We start from the raw sequence: 18,711 nt of genomic DNA, 5'->3' as shown, positions 1-18,711 counted from the left end.
GATTCCTTGAAACTCAGGCTTGCTTGAAATCGGAGAACTTCTGGCCGTCGGCGGCCAGCTTCTCGAGGAGGGCCGGCGGCTTGAAGTCGTCGCCGTGCTGGCCCTGGAACTCCTGCATCTTGGCCAGCACGTTCTGCACGCCGACCTGGTCGCCGTAGTACATCGGGCCGCCGCGGTAGACGGGCCAGCCGTAGCCGTTGACCCAGACCACGTCGATGTCGCTGGAGCGGATGGCCTTGCCTTCCTCGAGGATCTTCGCGCCCTCGTTGATCATCGGATAGATGCAGCGCTCCAGGATCTCCTGGTCGTCGATCTTGCGCGGGTTACGGCCCGACTTAGTGATGAAGTCGTTGATGATCTGCTCGGTGACGGGGCTCGGCTTGGCGGTGCGGTTCTCGTCGTAGTCGTAGTAGCCCGCGCCGGTCTTCTGGCCGCGGCGGTCCATCTCGCAGAGCACGTCGCGGATGGTCTCGCCCTTGGAGTTCTCCTTCACCCAGCCGATGTCGAGGCCAGCCAGGTCGCTCATGGCGAAGGGACCCATCGGGAAGCCGAAGTCGTAGAGCACGCGGTCGATGTCCCAGGGCATGGCGCCTTCCATGACCAGCTTCTGGGCCTCGCGCTGGCGCTGGCTGAGCATGCGGTTGCCGATGAAGCCGGGGCAGACGCCGGCCAGGACGGCCACCTTGCCGATCTGCTTGGCGAGCTTCATCGAGGTGGAGATGACGTCCTTGGCGGTCTTCTCGCCGCGGATTACTTCCAGGAGCTTCATGACGTTGGCGGGCGAGAAGAAGTGCAGGCCGATGACGTCCTGCGGCCGGCTGGTGACCGAGGCGATCTCGTCGACGTTCAGGTAGCTGGTGTTGGTGGCCAGGATCGCGCCCGGCTTGCAGATGCGGTCGAGGTTGGTGAAGACGTCCTTCTTGATGTCCATCCGCTCGAAGACCGCCTCGATGACGAGGTCGCAGTCGGCCAGCGCCTCCTGCTCCAGCGCGCCGGTGAGCAGGCCCATGCGCTTCTCGGTCACGGCGGGGTCGGCGCCGCGGGAGCGCTCGTAGTTCTTGCGGATGGTGGCCAAGCCGCGGTCGAGCGCGTCCTGCTTCAGCTCGACGATCGTCACCGGGATGCCGACGTTGGCGAAGTTCATGGCGATGCCGCCGCCCATGGTGCCGGCGCCCAGGATGCCCACCTTGTTGATGGCGCGGCTGGGGGTGTCGTCGGGCACGTCGGGGATCTTCTGGGCCTGGCGCTCGGCGAAGAAGTAGTAGCGCTGGGCGGCCGACTGCGGGCCCATCATGAGCTCGCCGAACAGCCGGCGCTCTTCCTTCAGGCCCTCGTCGAACGAGCTGGCGTTCACCGCGGCCTCGACGGCCTTGATGTTGTTCTCCGGGGCGTTGAAGCCGCGCATCTTGCGCGCATTGGCCTTGCGGAAGTTGGCGAAGATCTCGGGCTTGCCCTTCGCCTCTTCGAGCTTGGCGTTGTTGTCGCGCACCTTCACCAGCGGCTTGCCTTCGGCGACCGCACGATTGGCGAAGTCGAGGGCGCCCTGGCGCAGCTGGCCTTCGGGGACGATCTCGTCGACGAGGCCCATCTCGGCCGCGGCTTTGGCGGGCACGTGCTGGCCGGAGGTGACCATCTCCAGGGCCTTCTCGACGCCGACGATGCGGGGCAGGCGCTGGGTGCCGCCGGCGCCCGGCAGCAGGCCGATGTTGACCTCCGGCAGGCCGACCTTCGCCGAGGGCACGGCGACGCGGTAGTGGGCGCAGAGCGCGACTTCCAGGCCGCCGCCCAGCGCCGTGCCGTGGATCGCGGCGACGACGGGCTTGGGCGCGCCCTCGATGATGTCCTGCACCTCCTGCAGGGACGGGCCCGACATCTGGCCGCCGAACTCGGTGATGTCCGCGCCGGCGATGAAGGTGCGGCCGTCGCAGATCAGGACAATGGCCTTGGCCGGCGAAGCGATCGCCTGCTTGAAGCCTTCCGCCAGCCCCTCGCGGACCTTGGCCGACAGCGCGTTCACCGGAGGCGAGTTGAGCGTGATCACCGCCACGTCGCCATCTTGCGTCAGCGTGGTCACCGGATTGATCTCGGGCATCGAAGCGTCCCCTCGAGTGAAGAATTCAAACGCTTGTTAGCGAGCCGGCCGCAGGCGCGCGAGTCAAATGTGCGACGGCCTGTCGCGCCTGCTATGAAGCCGCTTCACCACGAGGAGGAGGACGGGGATGGCGCTTAATCTGTTTTCGCTGGAGGGGCGCGTGGCGCTGGTCACCGGCGGCTCGCGCGGCATCGGCAAGATGATCGCCAGGGGCTTCGTCGACGTGGGCGCGAAGGTCTACATCTCCTCGCGCAAGGGCGCCGACTGCGACGCCACCGCCGAGGAGCTCGGCCCCAACTGCATCTCCATGCCCCAGGACATCTCAACGGTAGAGGGGGTGAAGTCGCTGGCGGCGCGGATCACCGCCGTCGAGCCGAAGCTGGACATCTTAGTGAACAACGCCGGCGCCGCCTGGGGGGCGGACTTCGACGAGTTCCCGGAGAGCGGCTGGGACAAGGTCATGGACCTGAACCTGAAGTCGCCCTTCTTCCTGACCCAGGCGCTGCACGGGGCGCTCAAGGCCGCAGCCAGCGACGACAAGCCGTCGAAGGTGATCAACATCGCCTCGATCGACGGGATCGCGCTGAACCCGCTGGAGACCTATTCGTACCATGCCTCCAAGTCGGCCCTGATCTACCTGACGCGGCGGCTCGCGGCGCAGCTGGTGAAGGACCGCATCGTGGTCACCGCCATCGCGCCGGGGCCATTCGCCAGCCAGATGAACCGCGCGGCCCGCGACCACGGGGACGAGGTCGCCAAGCGCGTGCCGCTGGGCCGCATCGGCCACGACGAGGACATGGCGGCCGCCGCCATCTACCTGGCCAGCCGGGCCGGGGACTATGTGGTCGGCGCGACGATCCCGGTGGACGGCGGCGTGGCGCTGGCCACGCTCCCGCGGGAGGCGATCAGCGGCTGATGTCACATCCCGTGTCAGGCCTATTTGCACGACTCAGCGCGACATCTATCGAGGCCATCTAAGTCTTTGATTCGCTTTGTCAAAGATCGTCTCTTGAGTGTATCGCATGGTGTGCCGGACGCCCCAGGGCGGCTGTTCACGATTTGTGTCAGCTCGCGCGCCACGCGGTTGGGGGGCACGGATTGCGGCTGACTGCGCTATGAGCGTGGTGACCTGACGCGAACCTGACCGCCCCTTGCCCGACGCGCCTCCCAAGACGACCGCCCGAAGAGCCGGCCTGGTGCTGGCGATCGTGGGCGTGGTCCTGCTGGTGATCGCGGTGGCGCTCTACGCCTCGCGCAAGATCATCGCCCGCGAGGCGCTGACCGGCTGGCTGGAGAGCCGCGGCATCGCTTCGGAGGCGGAGGTGCAGGCCTTCGGGCTGACGGGCTTCACCGGCCGGCTGCGGGTCGGCGACCCGAACAACCCGGACCTTACGGCCGAGCGCGCGGAGGTGACCTACGCCCTGCGCGGCCTGCGTGTGGAGGTCCGCTCGGTCAAGCTGGTCAAGCCGGTCCTGAAGGCGAGCTTCCGGGGCGGCAAGCTCAGCGCCGGCGTCCTCGATCCGCTGATCGATGAGTTCCGGCGCCGGCCGCCGCAGCCGGACGCGAGGAAGCCGCGGATCGAGATCGAGGACGGGCTGCTGCTGCTGGCGACGGACTACGGGGCCTTGCGGGTCTCGGCGGACGCGGTGTTGGAGGACGGGCGGCTCGTGACGCTGTCCGCGGCCTCGGCGCCCACGCGCATCCAGGTCCAGGACGCGGGGATCGATGCGGGCGTGGGGGCGGCGCGACTGCGCGTGGTCAGCCGCTCGAACCGGCTGGACGCCACCCTTGACGCGCCGATCCGCGCCGCCACCACGCCGGCCGCCGCAGTGCGCAACGGGCGGCTGCGCGTGGCGTTCACCGGTCCCTATCCCGACCTGGAGAAGAAGCGGGGCGAAGGTCCCGTCGTGCTGCGGGCCAACCTCACCGGGGAGCAGGTCTCGGTCGGGGGCCAGCGGCTCGGCTCGGCGCAGATCTCGGCGGCTTTCGACGGGCGCACCACGGGCTGGATCGACACCCTGGCCGTCAAGGGCCGGGCGAGCGCCGACCTGCGCGCCTCGTCCGGCGACTTCGGCCCCGCGAGCGCAGAGGGCCTCCGCGTGGCGGCGAGCGCCACCGAGGTGAGCTGGACGCGGCGCGGCGGCGACGCCGTCTCCGCCCGGCTCAAGTTCAACGGAACGGCCGATGCGGTGGCGGCGCAGGACCTGAGGCTGCAGCGGGTGCGCGCCGCCTTCTCGGGCCCGCTGACGGTGGACGGCGACGGCGCGTCCGTCTCTCTCTCCGGGGGCGCCAACGGCCACGGCGGATGGAGCGGCCTGGGCGCCCCCGTCGCCGGCGACTCCCGCGAGATCGTCGCCGTGAAGCGCGGCGTGCGCAGCTTCGCCTTCCAGGCGCCCGGGGTGGCGCTGAGCTACGACCGCGGGCCAATGCGGCTGGCCATCCTGCAGCCGATCTCTCTGCGGCCGGACGCCGGCGGCCTGGTCCGGCTCGCGCCGCGCGACGACGACTATCGGCTGACCATGGCCGGCGGCGGCCTGCCGCAGGTCGACGCCTACGTCACCCGGTTCGCCCTGCAGTCCGGCGGCGCGACGGTGGGCGGGCGAGCGAAGGCGGGGTTGTCGATCGGGCCGGTGGAGCGCGGCGTCTTCGACGTGGCCGGCACGGTGCGGATCGGCGACGGGGTGAAGTTCACTGCCGACCGCTGCACGGTGTTCAGCGCCGCGAAGCTGGAGCTCGGCGAGAATGACGTCGAGGGCCCGTCCGGCCGGCTGTGCCCCGACGGCCGCCCGATGCTGGAGCTGGGCAAGGGCCGCTGGACCCTGGCCGGGCGCGCCCAGGGCGCGGCGGGCGCGGTCCCGTTCCTGCAGGCCAGGGTCACCGAGGGCAGCGGCCGGATCGTGCTCGGCCAGGCCTCCGGCCGCCTGCACCTGACCGCGGCCGTCTCGGACGCCCTGGTGGCGGACGCCGCCCCGAAGACCCGGTTCTATCCCGTGCGGATGGCCGGCCGCGCCCTGCTGGCGCGCGAGCGCTGGACAGCGGACCTGGCGTTCCGTACGCCGGCCGGCGCGCCGGTGGCCACCGCGCGGCTGGAGCACCTGGGCCTGGTGGGCTCCGGCGGGGTGGACATCGACACCGGGGCCCTGACGTTCGCCGACGGCGGTCTGCAGCCGCGGCAGCTCTCCCCGCTGGCCGAGGCGCTGGGGCCGCCGGTGACCGGCTCCGCCCGCTTCCGCGGCGGCTTCCGCTGGATCGTCGGCGAGGTGACGAGCTCGGGCGTGGTCGACATCCCGCGGCTGGATTTCGCGAGCCCCGCCGGCCGAGTGACGGGCCTGTCCGGCCAGGTCGCCTTCACCAGCCTCGCCCCGCTGATCGCCGCGCCCGGCCAGCAGCTGCGCGCCGAGGCGGTCGACGCCGCCCTGCCGCTCACCAACGTCACCGCCACCTTCGCCCTGCAGGACGAGGTGCTACGCATCTCCGGCGGCGAGGCGGCGGTCGGCGGCGGCCGGGTCCTGGTGGAGAGCCTGGAAGTGCCGCTGGACCCGAAGCAGCCCACCAAGGGGGTGGCGGTGTTCGAGGGCGTGCAGCTGCACGACATCGTCGAGGCATCGCCGTTCGGCGACCGCATGGAGCTGGACGCCAAGGTCTCCGGCCGGGTGCCGTTCGAGGTGACCGGCCAGCAGGTCCGGGTGCGCGGCGGCAGCCTGCGGGCCATCCAGCCCGGCCGGATCTCCATCCATCGCGCGGCGCTGACGTCGGTGGCCGCCGAGGGCGCCGTGGAGACGCCGGCCGGCGCGCCGACGCCGGAGGCCACCACGGACACCTTCACCGACTTCGCCTACCAGGCCATGGAGAACCTGGCCTTCGACAAGCTCGACGCGACCATCGAGAGCCGCGACAACGACCGCCTGGGCGTGCTGTTCCACATCGTCGGCCGCCACGATCCGCCGCAGCACCAGGAGATCAAGCTGTCGATCATGGAGCTGATCCGGCGCGACTTCATGAACCGCAAGCTGCCCCTGCCGTCCGGGGTGGGGGTGGACCTGACGCTCGATACGAGCTTGAATCTCGACGAGCTGCTGCGCGATTACGCGGAGTACCAACGGCTGCGCAGTTCAGGCGCCGTTCAGCCATGAGTCGCCAAAAAGGGTCCCGGGAAGATGGAGACGACCGCATGATCGCGCGACGCCGATCGCTGGCGGCCTTGGGGGCCCTAGCACTCACCACGGCCGGGCTCGCCGCCTGTTCGCCGACCGTCACGGTCGACGTGAAGCCGATCACCATCTACGCCAAGCTGGACGCCGACGTCCGCTTGCGTCTGGACGAGGAGGTCAAGGCCTTGATCCAGAAGAACCCGAACCTCTTCTAAGGAGGGGTCAGAAAAATGCAGGGACGTGATTTCATCGGGATCGGCGCGGCCGTTATGGCAGCGCTTGTTCTCCCCTCCGCGGCGATCGCCCAGTCCGCAGCCGCCAAGGCCACCGTCGACCGCGCCAAGGCGGCCGGCGTCGTCGGCGAGCAGGCCGACGGCTTCCTGGGCTTCGTCACCGACGCCGCCGATCCGGCGATCCGCTCCGCCGTGGCCGAGATCAACGCCGGCCGGGCGCAGGTCTACCGCGAGGCCGCGGCGCGCACGGGCGTCAGCCCCGAAGCCGCGGGCGCGGCGGCCTATGTCCAGGTCGTGCAGACCAAGCTGAGGCCCGGCGAGTTCTACAAGCCCGCCGGCGGCGGCTGGCAGCGGAAGTAGACGGCAGCGCCTAGCTTGTGTCATCCCCGGTCGTCGCCTCGCGGCGTAACCGGATGACGCCGGGTGGGATCAGCGCGGCGGCTGGGCGGCCATGCGCTCGAGTTCGTCGTCGTCCGGCAGCTGTCCGGACGGGGTGATTTCGTTCACCGCCTCCGGCAGTTCGCGCGAGAGGTCGGCGAGCAACTGCTGGCGGGGCAGGCCGGTCTGCTGCTCGAGCTCGTGGATGGTGTCTTCGCCGAGCGCGTCTTCCAGCTCCGCGGGCGCGAGCGTCTGGTTTGGCTCCGTGGACACCCAGGAATTCACCTGCTGGCCATAGCCCTTGCGCTGCATCTGGCCGATCAGGCCACCGAGCGCGCCGGCGCCGCCCAGGCCGCCGAGGATCGACCCCAGGCCGCCACCGCCGCCGAGGATGCTCCCGAGGCCGCCGCCCATGCCGCCCGCTTGCGTGGAGGCGGCGCGGCCCTGACCGCCGGTGTCGAAGCTGCGGTCCTCCTGCGGCCGGGTATGGCTGCGGGCCGCCTTCACGAGGAGGGCCAGCAGTACGCCCGCCGCGAGCGTCTGGCCCATGCCGCCGCCGCGCCCGTGGCGCATGCCGCCCCCGAACATGCCGCCGCCCAGGCCGCCGCCGAAGCCGCCGCCTCCCATGCCGCCCATGCCGCCTCGCATGGCGCCGCCGATGATGCTGTCGAGAAGTCCCATGATCTCACCTCTTGTCCGGGGTCGGCGCGCCAACCCGCAGGTGAGACCGATGGTTCTAGCGAAGCCTAGTCGAGCGCGCGGTAGGCCGGCAGCGTCAGGAACTCCTCGAAGGTCTCGGAGAGGCTCATGTCGGTGAAGATCTTCACCGCTTCGGCAAACCGGCCGCGCTCGAAGGCTTCGGCGGGCAGGGTGGCCTTCAGGGCCTGCATCTCCTCGTCCAGCAGCTGGCGGAACAGCTCGGGCGTGACCTCGCGGCCGTCGGACAGGGTCGCCTTGTGGCGGATCCACTGCCAGATCTGGGCGCGGCTGATCTCGGCGGTCGCGGCGTCCTCCATGAGGTTGTAGAGCGGCACGGCGCCCTTACCCCTGAGCCAGGCCTCGATGTACTGGACGCCGACGCGGATGTTCTCGCGCAGGCCGTGCTCGGTGCGCTCGCCCTCGTGGACGCGCAGCAGGTCCTCGCGGGTGACGGTGACGTCCTCGCGCAGCTTGCCGAGCTGGTTGGGCGCCGGCATCAGGCGGTCGAACACCTCCATGGCCACGGGGACGAGGTCCGGGTGGGCGACCCAGGTGCCGTCGTGGCCGTTGCCGGCCTCGCGCTCCTTGTCGGCGCGGACCTTGGCGAAGGCGGCCTCGTTGGCGGCCGGGTCGCCCTTGACCGGGATCTGGGCCGCCATGCCGCCCATGGCGAAGGCCCCGCGGCGGTGGCAGGTCTGGATCAGCTTCAAGGAGTAGGCGGATAGGAAGGCCGAGCCCATGCCCATGACGCCGCGGTCGGGCGTCAACGCCTCGGGGTGGGTCTTCAGGCGCTTGATGAAGGAGAAGATGTAGTCCCAGCGGCCGCAGTTGAGGCCCGCCATGTGGTCGCGCAGCTCGTAGAGGATCTCGTCCATCTCGAAGGCGGCCGGCAGGGTCTCGATGAGGACGGTGGCCTTGATGGTCCCGTTGGGCACGCCGAGCGCTTGCTGGGCGTAGACGAAGACCTCGTTCCAGAGGCGCGCCTCCAGGTGGCTCTCCATCTTCGGCAGGTAGAAGTAGGGGCCCGTGCCGGCGGCCAGCGTCGCCTTGGCGTTGTGGAAGAAGTACAGGCCGAAGTCGAAGAGCGAGCCGCTCATCTCCTCGCCGTCGACGAGGGCGTGGGCCTCCGGCAGGTGCCAGCCGCGCGGGCGGACGATCAGGGTCGCGACCTGGTCCTTGAGCGCATAGCTCTTGCCGGTGGTCGCGTCCGTGAAGCCGAGCTTGCCGGCCCAGCGGTCCTTCAGGTTGAGCTGGCCCTCGATCATGTTGGCCCAGACCGGCGAGGAGGCGTCCTCGAAGTCGGCCATGAACACCTTCGCGCCGGAGTTCAGGGCGTTGATGATCATCTTGCGGTCCACCGGCCCGGTGATCTCCACGCGGCGGTCCTGCAGGTCCGCGGGGATCGGGGCGACCGTCCAGTCGCCGGCGCGGACCTTGGCGGTCTCGGCCAGGAAGTCGGGGGCGGAGCCGGCGTCGAAGCGGGTCTGGCGCTCTTCTCGCAGCGCCAGGAGCTCGAGGCGGCGGTCGTTGAAGCGGCGGTGCAGCTCGGCCAGGAATTCCAGGGCTTCGGGCGTCAGGATCTCCGCGGCGCGGCCGCCGAGCTCCTGGGTGATCTGGACCGCGGGACGGGTGGCGAGGTCGACGGACATGGGCGCGCTCCGGACTCGGGCGGGAAACTCTGGGAGAGGCGAAAAGGTGGAGGCCCCGCCGAGATCGGCAGGGCCTCCGTTAGAGCGCTTAGACGTTGGCGAACTGGTTCATCGTGTTGTGGACGCCGCCGGCCTTCAGGGCGGCTTCGCCCGCGAAGTACTCCTTGTGGTCGTCGCCGATGTCGGACCCGGACATGTTCTGGTGCTTCACGCAGGGCACACCCTTGCGGATCTCCTCGCGCTGGACGCCAAGCACGTAGCCGAGCATGCCCTGCTCACCGAAGTATTCCTTCGCGAGGTTGTCCGTAGACAGAGCAGCCGTGTGGTAGGTCGGCAGGGTGATGAGGTGGTGGAAGATGCCCGCCCGCTTGGCGCCGTCCGCCTGGAAGCTGCGGATCTTCTGGTCGGCCTCGATACCGAGCGGGGTGGCGTCGTAGTCGGCGCTCATCAGCTTGGCCTTGTCGTAGGCCGAGACGTCCTTGCCTTCCTTCTCCCAGGCTTCGAAGACCTGCTCGCGGAACTTCAGCGTCCAGTTGAAGGACGGGCTGTTGTTGTAGGCGAGCTTGGCGTTCGGAACGACCTCACGGATGCGGTCGACCATGCCGGCGATCTGCTCGACGTGGGGCTTCTCGGTCTCGATCCACAGCAGGTCGGCGCCATTTTGCAGCGAGGTGATGCAGTCGAGGACGCAGCGGTCCTCGCCCGTGCCGGGGCGGAACTGGAAGAGGTTGGACGGCAGGCGCTTGGGACGCAGCAACTGGCCGTTGCGGTTGAGGACCACGTCGCCGTTCTTCATGTCGGCGGGCGAAATCTCTTCGCAGTCGAGGAAGCTGTTGTACTGGTCGCCAAGGTCGCCCGGCGCGTTGGAGACGGCGATCTGCTTGGTGAGGCCGGCGCCGAGCGAGTCGGTGCGGGCCACGATGATGCCGTTGTCGACGCCGAGCTCCAGGAAGGCGTAGCGCACGGCGCGCAGCTTCTGGATGAAGTCCTCGTGCGGGACGGTGACCTTGCCGTCCTGGTGGCCGCACTGCTTCTCGTCGGAGACCTGGTTCTCGATCTGGATGGCGCAGGCGCCGGCCTCGATCATCTTCTTGGCCAGCAGGTAGGTGGCCTCGGCGTTGCCGAAGCCCGCGTCGATGTCGGCGATGATCGGGACCACGTGGGTCTCGAAGTTGTCGATCTTGTCCTGGACCTGCTGCTCCTTGGCCGCGTCGCCGGCCTTGCGGGCGGCGTCGAGGTCGCGGAACAGGCCGCCCAGCTCACGAGCGTCGGCCTGCTTCAGGAAGGTGTAGATCTCCTCGATCAGCGCGGGCACCGAGGTCTTCTCGTGCATGGACTGGTCCGGCAGCGGGCCGAAGTCGGAGCGCAGGGCCGCGACCATCCAGCCGGAGAGGTAGATGTAGCGGCGCTTGGTGGAGCCGAAGTGGCGCTTGATGGCGATCATCTTCTGCTGCGCCACGAAGCCGTGCCAGCAGCCCAGGGACTGGGTGTAGTTGGCCGGGTCGGCGTCGTACTCCGCCATGTCCTTGCGCATGATGTCGGCGGTGTACTTGGCGATCTCGAGGCCGGTCTTGAACCGGTTCTGCAGCCGCATGCGGGCCACGGCCTCGGCGTCGATGCCGTCCCAGGTTCCGCCCTTGCTCTTGATGAGCTGGCTCATCTCGATGATGTGGTCTTGATAGGCCATCGCCCCGAATCCTCACGCACAAGAGAAATGCCCGTCGTTGACAGGCGTCACGTGGGCTTAACGCTTGAAATCCTTGGGGCGAAGCAGAGCCGTGGCGCCAAAAGGATTGTTTGTCACAGTACATCGTTGTCATAGTTGTAAATCTGTGACAATCAGACAGACATGGCCCTGGCGAGCACCGACCGAAAGCTGTTCCTCGGCGCGAGGATGAAACGCCTGCGCCGCGAGCTGGGGCTCACCCAGACGCGGATGGCCGAGGACCTGGGCGTCTCGCCCAGCTACCTGAACCTGCTGGAGCGCAACCAGCGGCCGGTGACGGCCCAGGTGTTGCTGCGGCTGGCGGAGGCCTACGACCTCGACCTGAAGAGCCTGTCGTCGGACCCGGAGTCGGCCAACGCCACGGGGCTTTCGGAGGTGTTCTCCGACCAGATGTTCCGGGACTTAGGGGTCGCCCGCCACGAGATCGCCGAGGTGGCCGACAGCGCGCCGGGCGTGTCGGAGGCCATCGTGCGCCTCTACCGCGCCTACCTCGACCAGCGCCGGATGGGCCAGCTGGGGAGCGTGGGGCGGCCGGAGGACGGGACGCTGGACAGCCCGGTGGTGACGCCGTCGGACTGGGTGCGCGACTACATCCAGGCGCAGCGCAACTACTTCGGCGAGCTGGAGGACGCCGCCGCCGAGCTCGCGGCCGAGCTGAAGCCGGAGCCGCAGGACTTCCCCGGAGCCGCGCGCGAGCGGCTGTTGAAGCGCCACGGCATAGGGGTGCGGGTGGTGCCGGTGGACGTGCTGCCGGAGAGCGTGCGCCGGTTCGACCACCATCGCCGGCGGCTGTTCCTGTCGGAGGTGCTGACCGGCGCCGGGCGCGCGTTTTCGCTGGCGTATCAGCTCAGCGTGCTCGAGCACGGCGAGCGGCTGAACGCCATGGCCGACCGCGCGGCGCCGCCCGACCGGCCGACCCGCAACCTGCTGAAGGTGAGCCTGGCCAACTACCTCGCCGCCGCGGTGCTGATGCCCTACGCGGCCTTCCAGGAGGCGGCGGAGAAGACCGGCTACGACATCGAGCTGATCCGCGCCCGCTTCGGGGTCTCCTTCGAGCAGGCCTGCCACCGGCTGACGACGCTGGCGCGGCCAGGCGCCCGCGGCGTGCCGTTCTTCATGGTCCGCGTGGATTCGGCGGGCAACATCTCCAAGCGGTTCGCCGGCGCGACCTTCCCGTTCTCGCGGTTCGGCGGGGCCTGCCCGCGGTGGAACATCCACTCCAGCTTCCGCACGCCCGGGCGGATCGTCACCCAGATCATCGAGACCCCGGACAACCAGCGCTACTTCACCATCGCCCGCACGGTGGCGCGGGTGGCGACGCCCTACGCCGGCGACGAGAACGAGCTGGCCATCGGGATGGGCTGCGAGCTGAAGTACGCCGAGCGGCTGGTGTACTCGCGCGGCCTGGACCTGCGCGAGCCCATGGCCACCGCGATTGGGCCGGCGTGCCGCATCTGCGAGCGTCCGGCGTGCCCGCAGCGGGCGGCCGAGCCGATCAGCCGCACGCTGACGGTCGACGACTTCACGAAATCCATCTCGCCCTATCCGTTCGCCTCGGCCTGACGTGGCGTAACCTACTGGCGCAGCACGGTTTCGCGTGCGCAAATGACCGTCGAGGGAGGGCGGCATGGCGGCCAAGAATGCGGTCAAGGCGACCGACAGGTTCGAGCGCAAACGCGAGGCGATCCTGGACGCGGCGACGCCGATCCTGAACCGGCTCGGCGTGAAGGGGCTGACGCTCGGCGTGGCGGCTGCGGCCGTGGACCTCTCGACCACCAGCGTCACCTACTATTTCCGCCGCAAGGACGACCTGGCGGCGGCCTGCATGCTGCGCGGCGTCGAGGCCATGCAGCAGATGGTGGAGACGGCGCTGGCGGAGCAGACGCCGCAGGCGCGGCTGCACCGGCTGCTGGCGCTCTACCTGGAGCGGATGAGGGCGACGGCGATCCGCGAGGCGCCGCCGCTGCCGCTGCTCAACGACCTGCGCGCGCTGGCCCAGCCGCAGCGGGGCGAGGTGGGCCAGGCCTTCGGCCGCATGTTCCGCAAGGTGCGCCAGGTGTTCGACGCGCCGGAGCTGTCGTTCCTCACCCGGGGGCGGAAGACGGCGCGGACGCACATGCTGCTCGAGCAGCTGTTCTGGTCGTCGGCCTGGCTGTCGAAGTTCGACCCGGAGGACTATCCGCGGCTGACCGAGCGGATGTTCGACATCCTGGTGGGCGGGCTGGCGGCCGAGCGCTCGGACTGGGCGCCGCAGACCATCGCGATGGCCGAGCTCGCGCCGCGCGACCGCCACGAGGCCAACCGCGAGACCTTCCTGCTGGCGGCGACGCGGCTGATCAACGCCCGGGGCTACAAGGGCGCGTCGGTGGACAAGATCTCCGCCGAGCTGAACGTGACGAAGGGCAGCTTCTACCACCACAACGAGGCGAAGGACGACCTGGTGGTCGCCTGCTTTGAGCGCAGCTTCGAAATCATGCGGCGCGTGCAGCGGCTGGCCTTCGCCCTGCCGGCCGACAACTGGACGCGGCTCTCCAGCGCCGCGGCGACGCTGGCGGAGTTCCAGCTCTCCGACCACGGGCCGCTCCTGCGCACCACCGCGTTGACGGCGCTTCCCGAGCCGATCCGCAAGCGCATGGTGACCCACGCCAACCGGGTGTCCGACCGGTTCGCCTCCACGGTGTCGGACGGCATCGCCGACGGATCGATCCGGCCGGTGGACAGCTTCATCGCCGCCCAGATGATCAACGCCACCCTGAACGCCGGCTCCGAGCTCGGCTACTGGGTGCCGGGGATCAAGCAGAAGGCGGCGCCGGCGGTGTTCGTCCGACCGCTGCTGATGGGCGTCTTCGAGCGCTAGGCCGGGTCGGGCATGCCGTCGCGGTCGCGGTCGCGGCGCGCCATGATCTCGTTCGGCTCCAGCTCGTCGAGCCTGGCCATCTCCGTGCGCGCTTCCGGGAAGGCCCGCAGCAGCTCGTCGATCTTGGCCTGCAGCGCCTGGGTGTCGCGGGTCTCGGCGCGCTGGATGAACAGCGTCATGAGCCAGGTCACCAGGGTGGCGATCCCGTGCATGTCCATGCTCTCGCGGTCGAAGACCACCCAGGCGACGGTGTAGAGGCCCAGCACCAGGAAGGCGGCCGGATGGCCGGTCATCGCGCCGAGGCGGGTGAGGTGATGCCAGGGGGACTTGTCAGCCATGCCGCGCCAACGCGGGGCGGTGTGGGCCGTTCCGGCTCAGCGCAGCTTCGACGTGGCGGAGGCGGCGAGCTTGCGCAGGGTCTCGCCGTGGCTCGTGCGGCTGATCCTGTAGCCGACGAGCAGCAGGACGGCGGTGCCGTAGAGCACCGTCTGCACCGGGATGTAGACCAGGCCGAGGCTGCGGATGACCGCCTCCGGCACCGCGCCGGGCGCCACGCCCTTCGGGAACTGCACCGCGCCCACGATCAGGCCGGCGGCGAAGATGCCCAGGCCCGTGGTGGCCTTGTTGGCGAAGGCGATGGCGGCGAAGAACAAGCCTTCCTGCCGGCGCCCGGTCTTCAGCTCCTCGTCCTCCACAACGTCGGCGATCATGGAGGAGAACAGGATGTTGGCGACGATGCCCAGGCCCACCGACAGCATGTTGGTGACGAAGATGGTCGGGAAGATCAGGTCGGACTCGTTGGACGGGAAGGCGCCCAGCAGGCGAAGCCCGATCGGGCCGATGGAGAAGGCCAGGCCCAGCGGCAGCAGCAGCATGGCGGCGGGCTTCTTGTCGAAGCGGGCGGCGATCCGCGGCGCGAGGATGAAGGCCAGCACGGCCGCCGTCAGGCTGGAGAAGCTGAACAGCGCGATCTCGGCCGAGGTGAACTCCCAGTAGTAGGTCGCAAAGTAGAGGTTGATGGCGAACCCGAGCCCGATGCCGGCGTAGAGGAAGAAGGCCGAGCCCAGGATGGCCAGGAAGTTGCGGTTCTTGAGCGTGCCGAAGAGTTCGCGGGAGAGCCGGGCCAGGGTGACCCGCTCGGCGGGCGGGGCGCGCAGGTTGGGGATCTGGCGGTGCGTGCCCACCGAGGTGACCAGGATCGCGAACAGCATCAGGCCGGCGGCGAACAGGCCGTAGCTGGCGTAGCCGGCGGAGTTCAGCTGGCCGACCGGGAACTGCGCCGTGGGCTTCAGGAAGACCGCCAGCGCCAGGCCGTACATGGCGAGGCCGCCGGCCCAGCCGAACAGGTACCGCCAGCTCAGGAGCCGCGTGCGCTCGTCGTATTCGGTGGTCAGCTCCGCGGCCAGCGCCGCCGACGGGATCTCGTAGCAGCTGATGAAGGTCCGGATGAGCACCGCCACCCCCACCAGGTAGGCGAGCAGGGCCCCGTCGCTCCACCCGGCCGGCGGGTTCCACAGCAGCAGGTAGGAGATCGCCACCGGTATGGCGGCCCCGTACATCCACGGATGGCGCCGGCCCCAGCGCGAGCGGGTGTTGTCCGAGAGCTGGCCGATGATCGGGTCGATGAAGGCGTCGAGGATCAGCGCCAACATGATCGCCAGCCCCACCGCCTGGGCCGGCAGGCCCATCACCTGGGCGTAGAAGAACGCCAGGAAGTAGGAGAAGCCGTTGTCCTTCACCCCGAAGGCCACCGAGCCGAAGCCGTAGAAGAACCGAGTGGGCAGGCTCAGGCGCCTGGCGTGCCGGCCGATGACGGCGTCGTTCAAGGGCGTCCTCCGTCCGGCTCTCGCGGCCGTCTGAGGCGACGGTCGGCCACACGCGCAGGAGCGTCAACGCAATTCCGACCGCCCGGTACGGCCTAAAAGGAAAGGGCGCGCCGCGAACGGCGCGCCCAGTGCTGTCAGCCCTGGGGAGGCTGCCTAGAAGCGGTATTGCAGCTCCACGCCGTAGGTGCGCGGCGGGGTCAGGGCGTAGGTGAAGCCCAGGCCCTGGAAGCCGAAGGTGCGGTTGGGCGTCGGCGCCGGCAGGCCCGGCGTAACACCCGGCGTGCCGGTGGCGTAGGTGCCCGTGCGGCGCGAGCCGCCGGCCCCGCCCGCGTAGCCCAGCTCGTCGAAGACGTTCTTCACATAGCCGATGATCGAGTACCGGTTGTCCCGGTCCCGCCAGGTGGCGCGCAGGTCGACCTGGTCCCAGGCCTTCGAGGCGTTGGTGTCCCGCTCGAACAGGCTGGAATACTCCTTGTCGCGCCAGATGTAGCTGACCGAAGGCGTCAGCGTGCCCGCGTCGAAGTCGAAGGTGTAGGTGGCGTTGATCGCCACCTTGTTCTTCGCCGCCTGCGGCAGGCTGTTGCCCGAAAGGTTCTGCGGCCGGGAGAAGAAGCCGGTGTTCACGTCACATGAGCCGACGGTCGGCGCCGGGACCGTGCCGCAGGCCACCAGCGGGGTGTACGGCGTGGCGCCGGGCGCCTGCGCCAGGGGGTCGTCCGGATCGAACACGCCGGTGAGTTCTTCGACGTGGGCGTCGTTGTACGAGTAGTTGAACAGGATCGTGAGGTTGTCGATCGGCGCCCAGGTGGTCTCCAGCTCGACGCCCTGGCTGATCGACTTCGGCACGTTGAGGAAGCGGCTCTGGCTGACCGCCAGGGTGCCCGTGTTGTTGGCCACCGTCAGCGGCGCCTGCAGGTTCTCGTAGTTGTAGTAGAAGACGGCGAGGTTGGCCTGGAGGGTGCGCCCGAAGGTCTTCTTCAGGCCGACTTCGAAGGAGTCGATGAACTCCGAATCCGTGAACGGGAACTCGCCGAGCGTGGTGGTGATGCCGGAGTTGAAGCCGCCGGCCTTGTAGCCGCGGCTGTAGCGGGCATAGGCCATGGTGTCGGGATCCGGATCCCACTGCAGGCCGGCGGTGCCGGTCACCGCCTCCCATTCCGCCGCATAGTAGCGGGTGGCGAAGCCGAAGCTGTCGAAGGTCACGCCGCCGCGGCTGCCGGGCCGCGCCACCACGCCCTGCGGCGTGATGTTCGTGGCCCCGCCGGTGTAGACGACCGCCGCCGTCACATCGACCGGAGGCGCGAGCGTGCCGAGCGTCTCCGGGGTGGTGCCGCAGGCGGTGGTGGCGAAGCAGATCACCCGCACGGATTCGACGCCGGTCTTCTCGTCGTGGCTGTAGCGCAGGCCAAGCGTGGTCTTGAGCGTCTCGGTGAACTGCCAGTCGATCTGGCCATAGGCGGCGTAGGAGACCATCTCGAAGGTGGGTCGGTCGTCGTAGAGCCGCCGCTCGAAGGAACGCGGCACCGGGCCGGTGAGGGCAGGGACCGCCGGGGTCGGCACGTTCAGGATCTGCGGCTGCTCGTGCAGGGTCGTGAAGACCGGCTGGTCGTAGCCTTCCTTGTAGTAGTAGAGGCCGCCCAGCCACTGGAAGTCGCCGTCGCTCGAGGAGCTGAGGTTCAGCTCGTGGCTGTAGTTGTAATACTTCTCCTGGTAGGTCGACGTCTGCCGCGGGAAGATCGTCAGGGGACCGCAAATGCCCGCGGCCACCAGTGCGGGCGAGCAGGTGGCGCCCGTCCGCAGCGGGATCTGGAACGAGACGATGGCGCCCGTCCCGTTGTCCTGGAACAGGGTGTATTCGTAGTGGTTGCCGCCCACCACGTACCTCAGGTCCATGGTGTCGAAGTGCCAGGTCCACTCGGAGGCGACCACCCAGGTCTCGTCGAGCGAGACGGACTGGGCGATCCGGTTGGCGAACTTACGCGGGTCGGAGCTCGCGGGGTTGACGCAGCCGGCGGGTGAGGCGTTCACGACGTTGATCACCGTCGGTCCGGCTGCCGTCGCCGGCGCGCAGGCGAACCCGGCGCTGACGTTCTGGGCGCCGAACTCGCCGAAGGCCGTAGGGCTGGGCGAGAACCCGGCGCGGGCGCCTGGTCCGCCGCCGCCATTGTTCCAGCCGGACAGGGCGAGCTTCGCCCAGGCGTCCAGCTTGCCGTCGAACATCTGGGCCTGCAGCTGGCCCTCGGCGTACCACTGGTCGACCACGTTGCCTTCCGAGGGCATGCCCGGGACGATGTTCTCGTAGTAGCCCTCGCGCTGCTTCTCCCAGTTGATGCCGAAACGCGCCTGCAGGTCGGGCGCGAGAGAGCCCGAGAAGGCGGCTTCGAAGAGGGTGCGCTCGTAGTTCGCAATCGTCGCGCGGACTTCACCGTAGAAGTCCTCCGTCGGGCGCTTGGAGATCACGTTGATCGCGCCGCCGATCGAGTTGCGGCCGTAGAGGGTGCCTTGCGGGCCGCGGAGGATCTCCACCCGGTCCACGAAGATCGGCGTCTTGCCCGCCTCGACGGTGGAGGTGGTGTAGATGCCGTCGGAATAGGTGGCGACGGCGGTGTCGATCGGGTGGGCGTTGGTCAGGCGGCCGACGCCGCGCAGGCTGATGCGGTCCGTGGCAGTGGAGTAGTTCAGGCCGGGCGTGAAGTTGGTCAGGTCCTGGACGGTGTTGATGCCCACCAGGTCACGCCGCTCGGAGGTGAAGGCGGACACCGCCACGGGCACGTCCTGCAGGGACTGCTCCCGCTTTTCGGCGGTCACCACCAGCTCCTCGATGGTGTTGGTGCGCTCCTGCGCCTGGACGGTCGTGGCCGCCAGACAGGCGCTCGCAAGCGCGCTCATCGCCATTAGGCGGTGTTTGAATTGCATTGGTTCCTCCCCCGAAACCCTGGTTTTTGACGCTTATGTCTGCGCCTCGGGGGGGAGCCTGCGCCTAAGCTGACGCTTCCGTCAACCAGCGTGTCCGACCGTCCATTCTGAGCGGCGCCCTGACAGCTCCGTCGCCCTGGGTTGCCCCGGCCGCTGCCGCGTACCGCAGATACAAAAAGGGCGC

Annotated in this window: 13 protein-coding genes; 6 read left to right on the top strand and 7 right to left on the bottom strand. The window is 69.3% G+C overall.

From position 1 onward, the window contains the following. Positions 1–13: 13 nt before the first annotated feature. Positions 14–2,092: a 3-hydroxyacyl-CoA dehydrogenase NAD-binding domain-containing protein gene (locus tag VIL76_RS12280; RefSeq protein ID WP_332045322.1), complete on the bottom strand. Its 2,079-nt coding sequence runs from the start codon at positions 2,090–2,092 to the stop codon at positions 14–16. A 127-nt stretch (positions 2,093–2,219) separates the two neighbouring features. Here VIL76_RS12280 and VIL76_RS12275 point away from each other — a divergent pair, with 127 nt between their 5' ends. The 4 genes from VIL76_RS12275 (at position 2,220) to VIL76_RS12260 (ending at position 6,836) form a co-directional block, all read left to right on the top strand. Beyond that, positions 2,220–3,008, top strand: a complete 789-nt coding sequence (locus VIL76_RS12275) for an SDR family oxidoreductase (protein WP_332045321.1) — start codon at positions 2,220–2,222, stop codon at positions 3,006–3,008. Between the two features lie 280 nt (positions 3,009–3,288). Further along, complete coding sequence (locus VIL76_RS12270) at positions 3,289–6,225, top strand: intermembrane phospholipid transport protein YdbH family protein (protein WP_332045320.1); 2,937 nt, start codon at positions 3,289–3,291, stop codon at positions 6,223–6,225. Between the two features lie 38 nt (positions 6,226–6,263). Further along, a complete protein-coding gene (locus tag VIL76_RS12265) occupies positions 6,264–6,458 on the top strand; it encodes a YnbE family lipoprotein (RefSeq protein ID WP_332045319.1) in 195 nt (64 codons plus the stop codon). Positions 6,459–6,473: 15 nt separating this feature from the next. Further along, positions 6,474–6,836, top strand: a complete 363-nt coding sequence (locus VIL76_RS12260) for a YdbL family protein (protein WP_332045318.1) — start codon at positions 6,474–6,476, stop codon at positions 6,834–6,836. A 69-nt stretch (positions 6,837–6,905) separates the two neighbouring features. Here VIL76_RS12260 and VIL76_RS12255 read toward each other — a convergent pair whose 3' ends face one another. From VIL76_RS12255 to VIL76_RS12245, 3 genes are all read right to left on the bottom strand, one after another. Further along, positions 6,906–7,535 (bottom strand): YidB family protein, encoded by a 630-nt coding sequence (locus VIL76_RS12255; RefSeq protein WP_332045317.1) that lies wholly within the window; start codon positions 7,533–7,535, stop codon positions 6,906–6,908. Positions 7,536–7,600: 65 nt separating this feature from the next. Next, positions 7,601–9,202 (bottom strand): malate synthase A, encoded by a 1,602-nt coding sequence (aceB, locus tag VIL76_RS12250; protein ID WP_332045316.1) that lies wholly within the window; start codon positions 9,200–9,202, stop codon positions 7,601–7,603. 88 nt (positions 9,203–9,290) lie between these two features. Further along, on the bottom strand, positions 9,291–10,889 hold the full coding sequence (locus tag VIL76_RS12245; RefSeq protein WP_332045315.1) for an isocitrate lyase: 1,599 nt from the start codon (positions 10,887–10,889) through the stop codon (positions 9,291–9,293). 162 nt (positions 10,890–11,051) lie between these two features. Here VIL76_RS12245 and VIL76_RS12240 point away from each other — a divergent pair, with 162 nt between their 5' ends. Both VIL76_RS12240 and VIL76_RS12235 read left to right on the top strand, forming a co-directional pair. Then, positions 11,052–12,491, top strand: a complete 1,440-nt coding sequence (locus VIL76_RS12240) for a helix-turn-helix domain-containing protein (protein ID WP_332045314.1) — start codon at positions 11,052–11,054, stop codon at positions 12,489–12,491. A 64-nt stretch (positions 12,492–12,555) separates the two neighbouring features. After that, entirely contained in the window at positions 12,556–13,785 is a 1,230-nt protein-coding gene (locus tag VIL76_RS12235) for a TetR/AcrR family transcriptional regulator (protein WP_332045313.1), read from the top strand. Here the strand turns inward: VIL76_RS12235 and VIL76_RS12230 are convergent. From VIL76_RS12230 to VIL76_RS12220, 3 genes are all read right to left on the bottom strand, one after another. Then, positions 13,782–14,123 (bottom strand): low affinity iron permease family protein, encoded by a 342-nt coding sequence (locus VIL76_RS12230; RefSeq protein WP_332045312.1) that lies wholly within the window; start codon positions 14,121–14,123, stop codon positions 13,782–13,784. The genes VIL76_RS12235 and VIL76_RS12230 overlap by 4 nt on opposite strands. A gap of 36 nt (positions 14,124–14,159) precedes the next feature. Further along, positions 14,160–15,611 (bottom strand): MFS transporter, encoded by a 1,452-nt coding sequence (locus tag VIL76_RS12225; protein WP_332045311.1) that lies wholly within the window; start codon positions 15,609–15,611, stop codon positions 14,160–14,162. 153 nt (positions 15,612–15,764) lie between these two features. Beyond that, positions 15,765–18,527 carry a TonB-dependent receptor gene (locus VIL76_RS12220; protein WP_332045310.1) on the bottom strand — a complete coding sequence of 921 codons (2,763 nt, stop codon included), beginning with the start codon at positions 18,525–18,527 and terminating at the stop codon, positions 15,765–15,767. Between the last annotated feature and the right edge of the window lie 184 nt (positions 18,528–18,711).

Origin of the sequence: Phenylobacterium sp. (assembly GCF_036563285.1) — a bacterium.
Taxonomy (GTDB): domain Bacteria; phylum Pseudomonadota; class Alphaproteobacteria; order Caulobacterales; family Caulobacteraceae; genus Phenylobacterium.
This window is presented reverse-complemented; position numbering and strand designations above follow the sequence as displayed.

What these genes read in the sequence shown, in the direction of transcription:
- VIL76_RS12280 (WP_332045322.1), bottom strand. Translation starts at nt 2,092, where the DNA reads ATGCCCGAGATCAATCCGGTGACCACGCTGACGCAAGATGGCGACGTG.
- VIL76_RS12275 (WP_332045321.1), top strand. Translation starts at nt 2,220, where the DNA reads ATGGCGCTTAATCTGTTTTCGCTGGAGGGGCGCGTGGCGCTGGTCACC.
- VIL76_RS12265 (WP_332045319.1), top strand. Translation starts at nt 6,264, where the DNA reads ATGATCGCGCGACGCCGATCGCTGGCGGCCTTGGGGGCCCTAGCACTC.
- VIL76_RS12260 (WP_332045318.1), top strand. Translation starts at nt 6,474, where the DNA reads ATGCAGGGACGTGATTTCATCGGGATCGGCGCGGCCGTTATGGCAGCG.
- VIL76_RS12255 (WP_332045317.1), bottom strand. Translation starts at nt 7,535, where the DNA reads ATGGGACTTCTCGACAGCATCATCGGCGGCGCCATGCGAGGCGGCATG.
- aceB (WP_332045316.1), bottom strand. Translation starts at nt 9,202, where the DNA reads ATGTCCGTCGACCTCGCCACCCGTCCCGCGGTCCAGATCACCCAGGAG.
- VIL76_RS12245 (WP_332045315.1), bottom strand. Translation starts at nt 10,889, where the DNA reads ATGGCCTATCAAGACCACATCATCGAGATGAGCCAGCTCATCAAGAGC.
- VIL76_RS12240 (WP_332045314.1), top strand. Translation starts at nt 11,052, where the DNA reads ATGGCCCTGGCGAGCACCGACCGAAAGCTGTTCCTCGGCGCGAGGATG.
- VIL76_RS12235 (WP_332045313.1), top strand. Translation starts at nt 12,556, where the DNA reads ATGGCGGCCAAGAATGCGGTCAAGGCGACCGACAGGTTCGAGCGCAAA.
- VIL76_RS12230 (WP_332045312.1), bottom strand. Translation starts at nt 14,123, where the DNA reads ATGGCTGACAAGTCCCCCTGGCATCACCTCACCCGCCTCGGCGCGATG.
- VIL76_RS12220 (WP_332045310.1), bottom strand. Translation starts at nt 18,527, where the DNA reads ATGCAATTCAAACACCGCCTAATGGCGATGAGCGCGCTTGCGAGCGCC.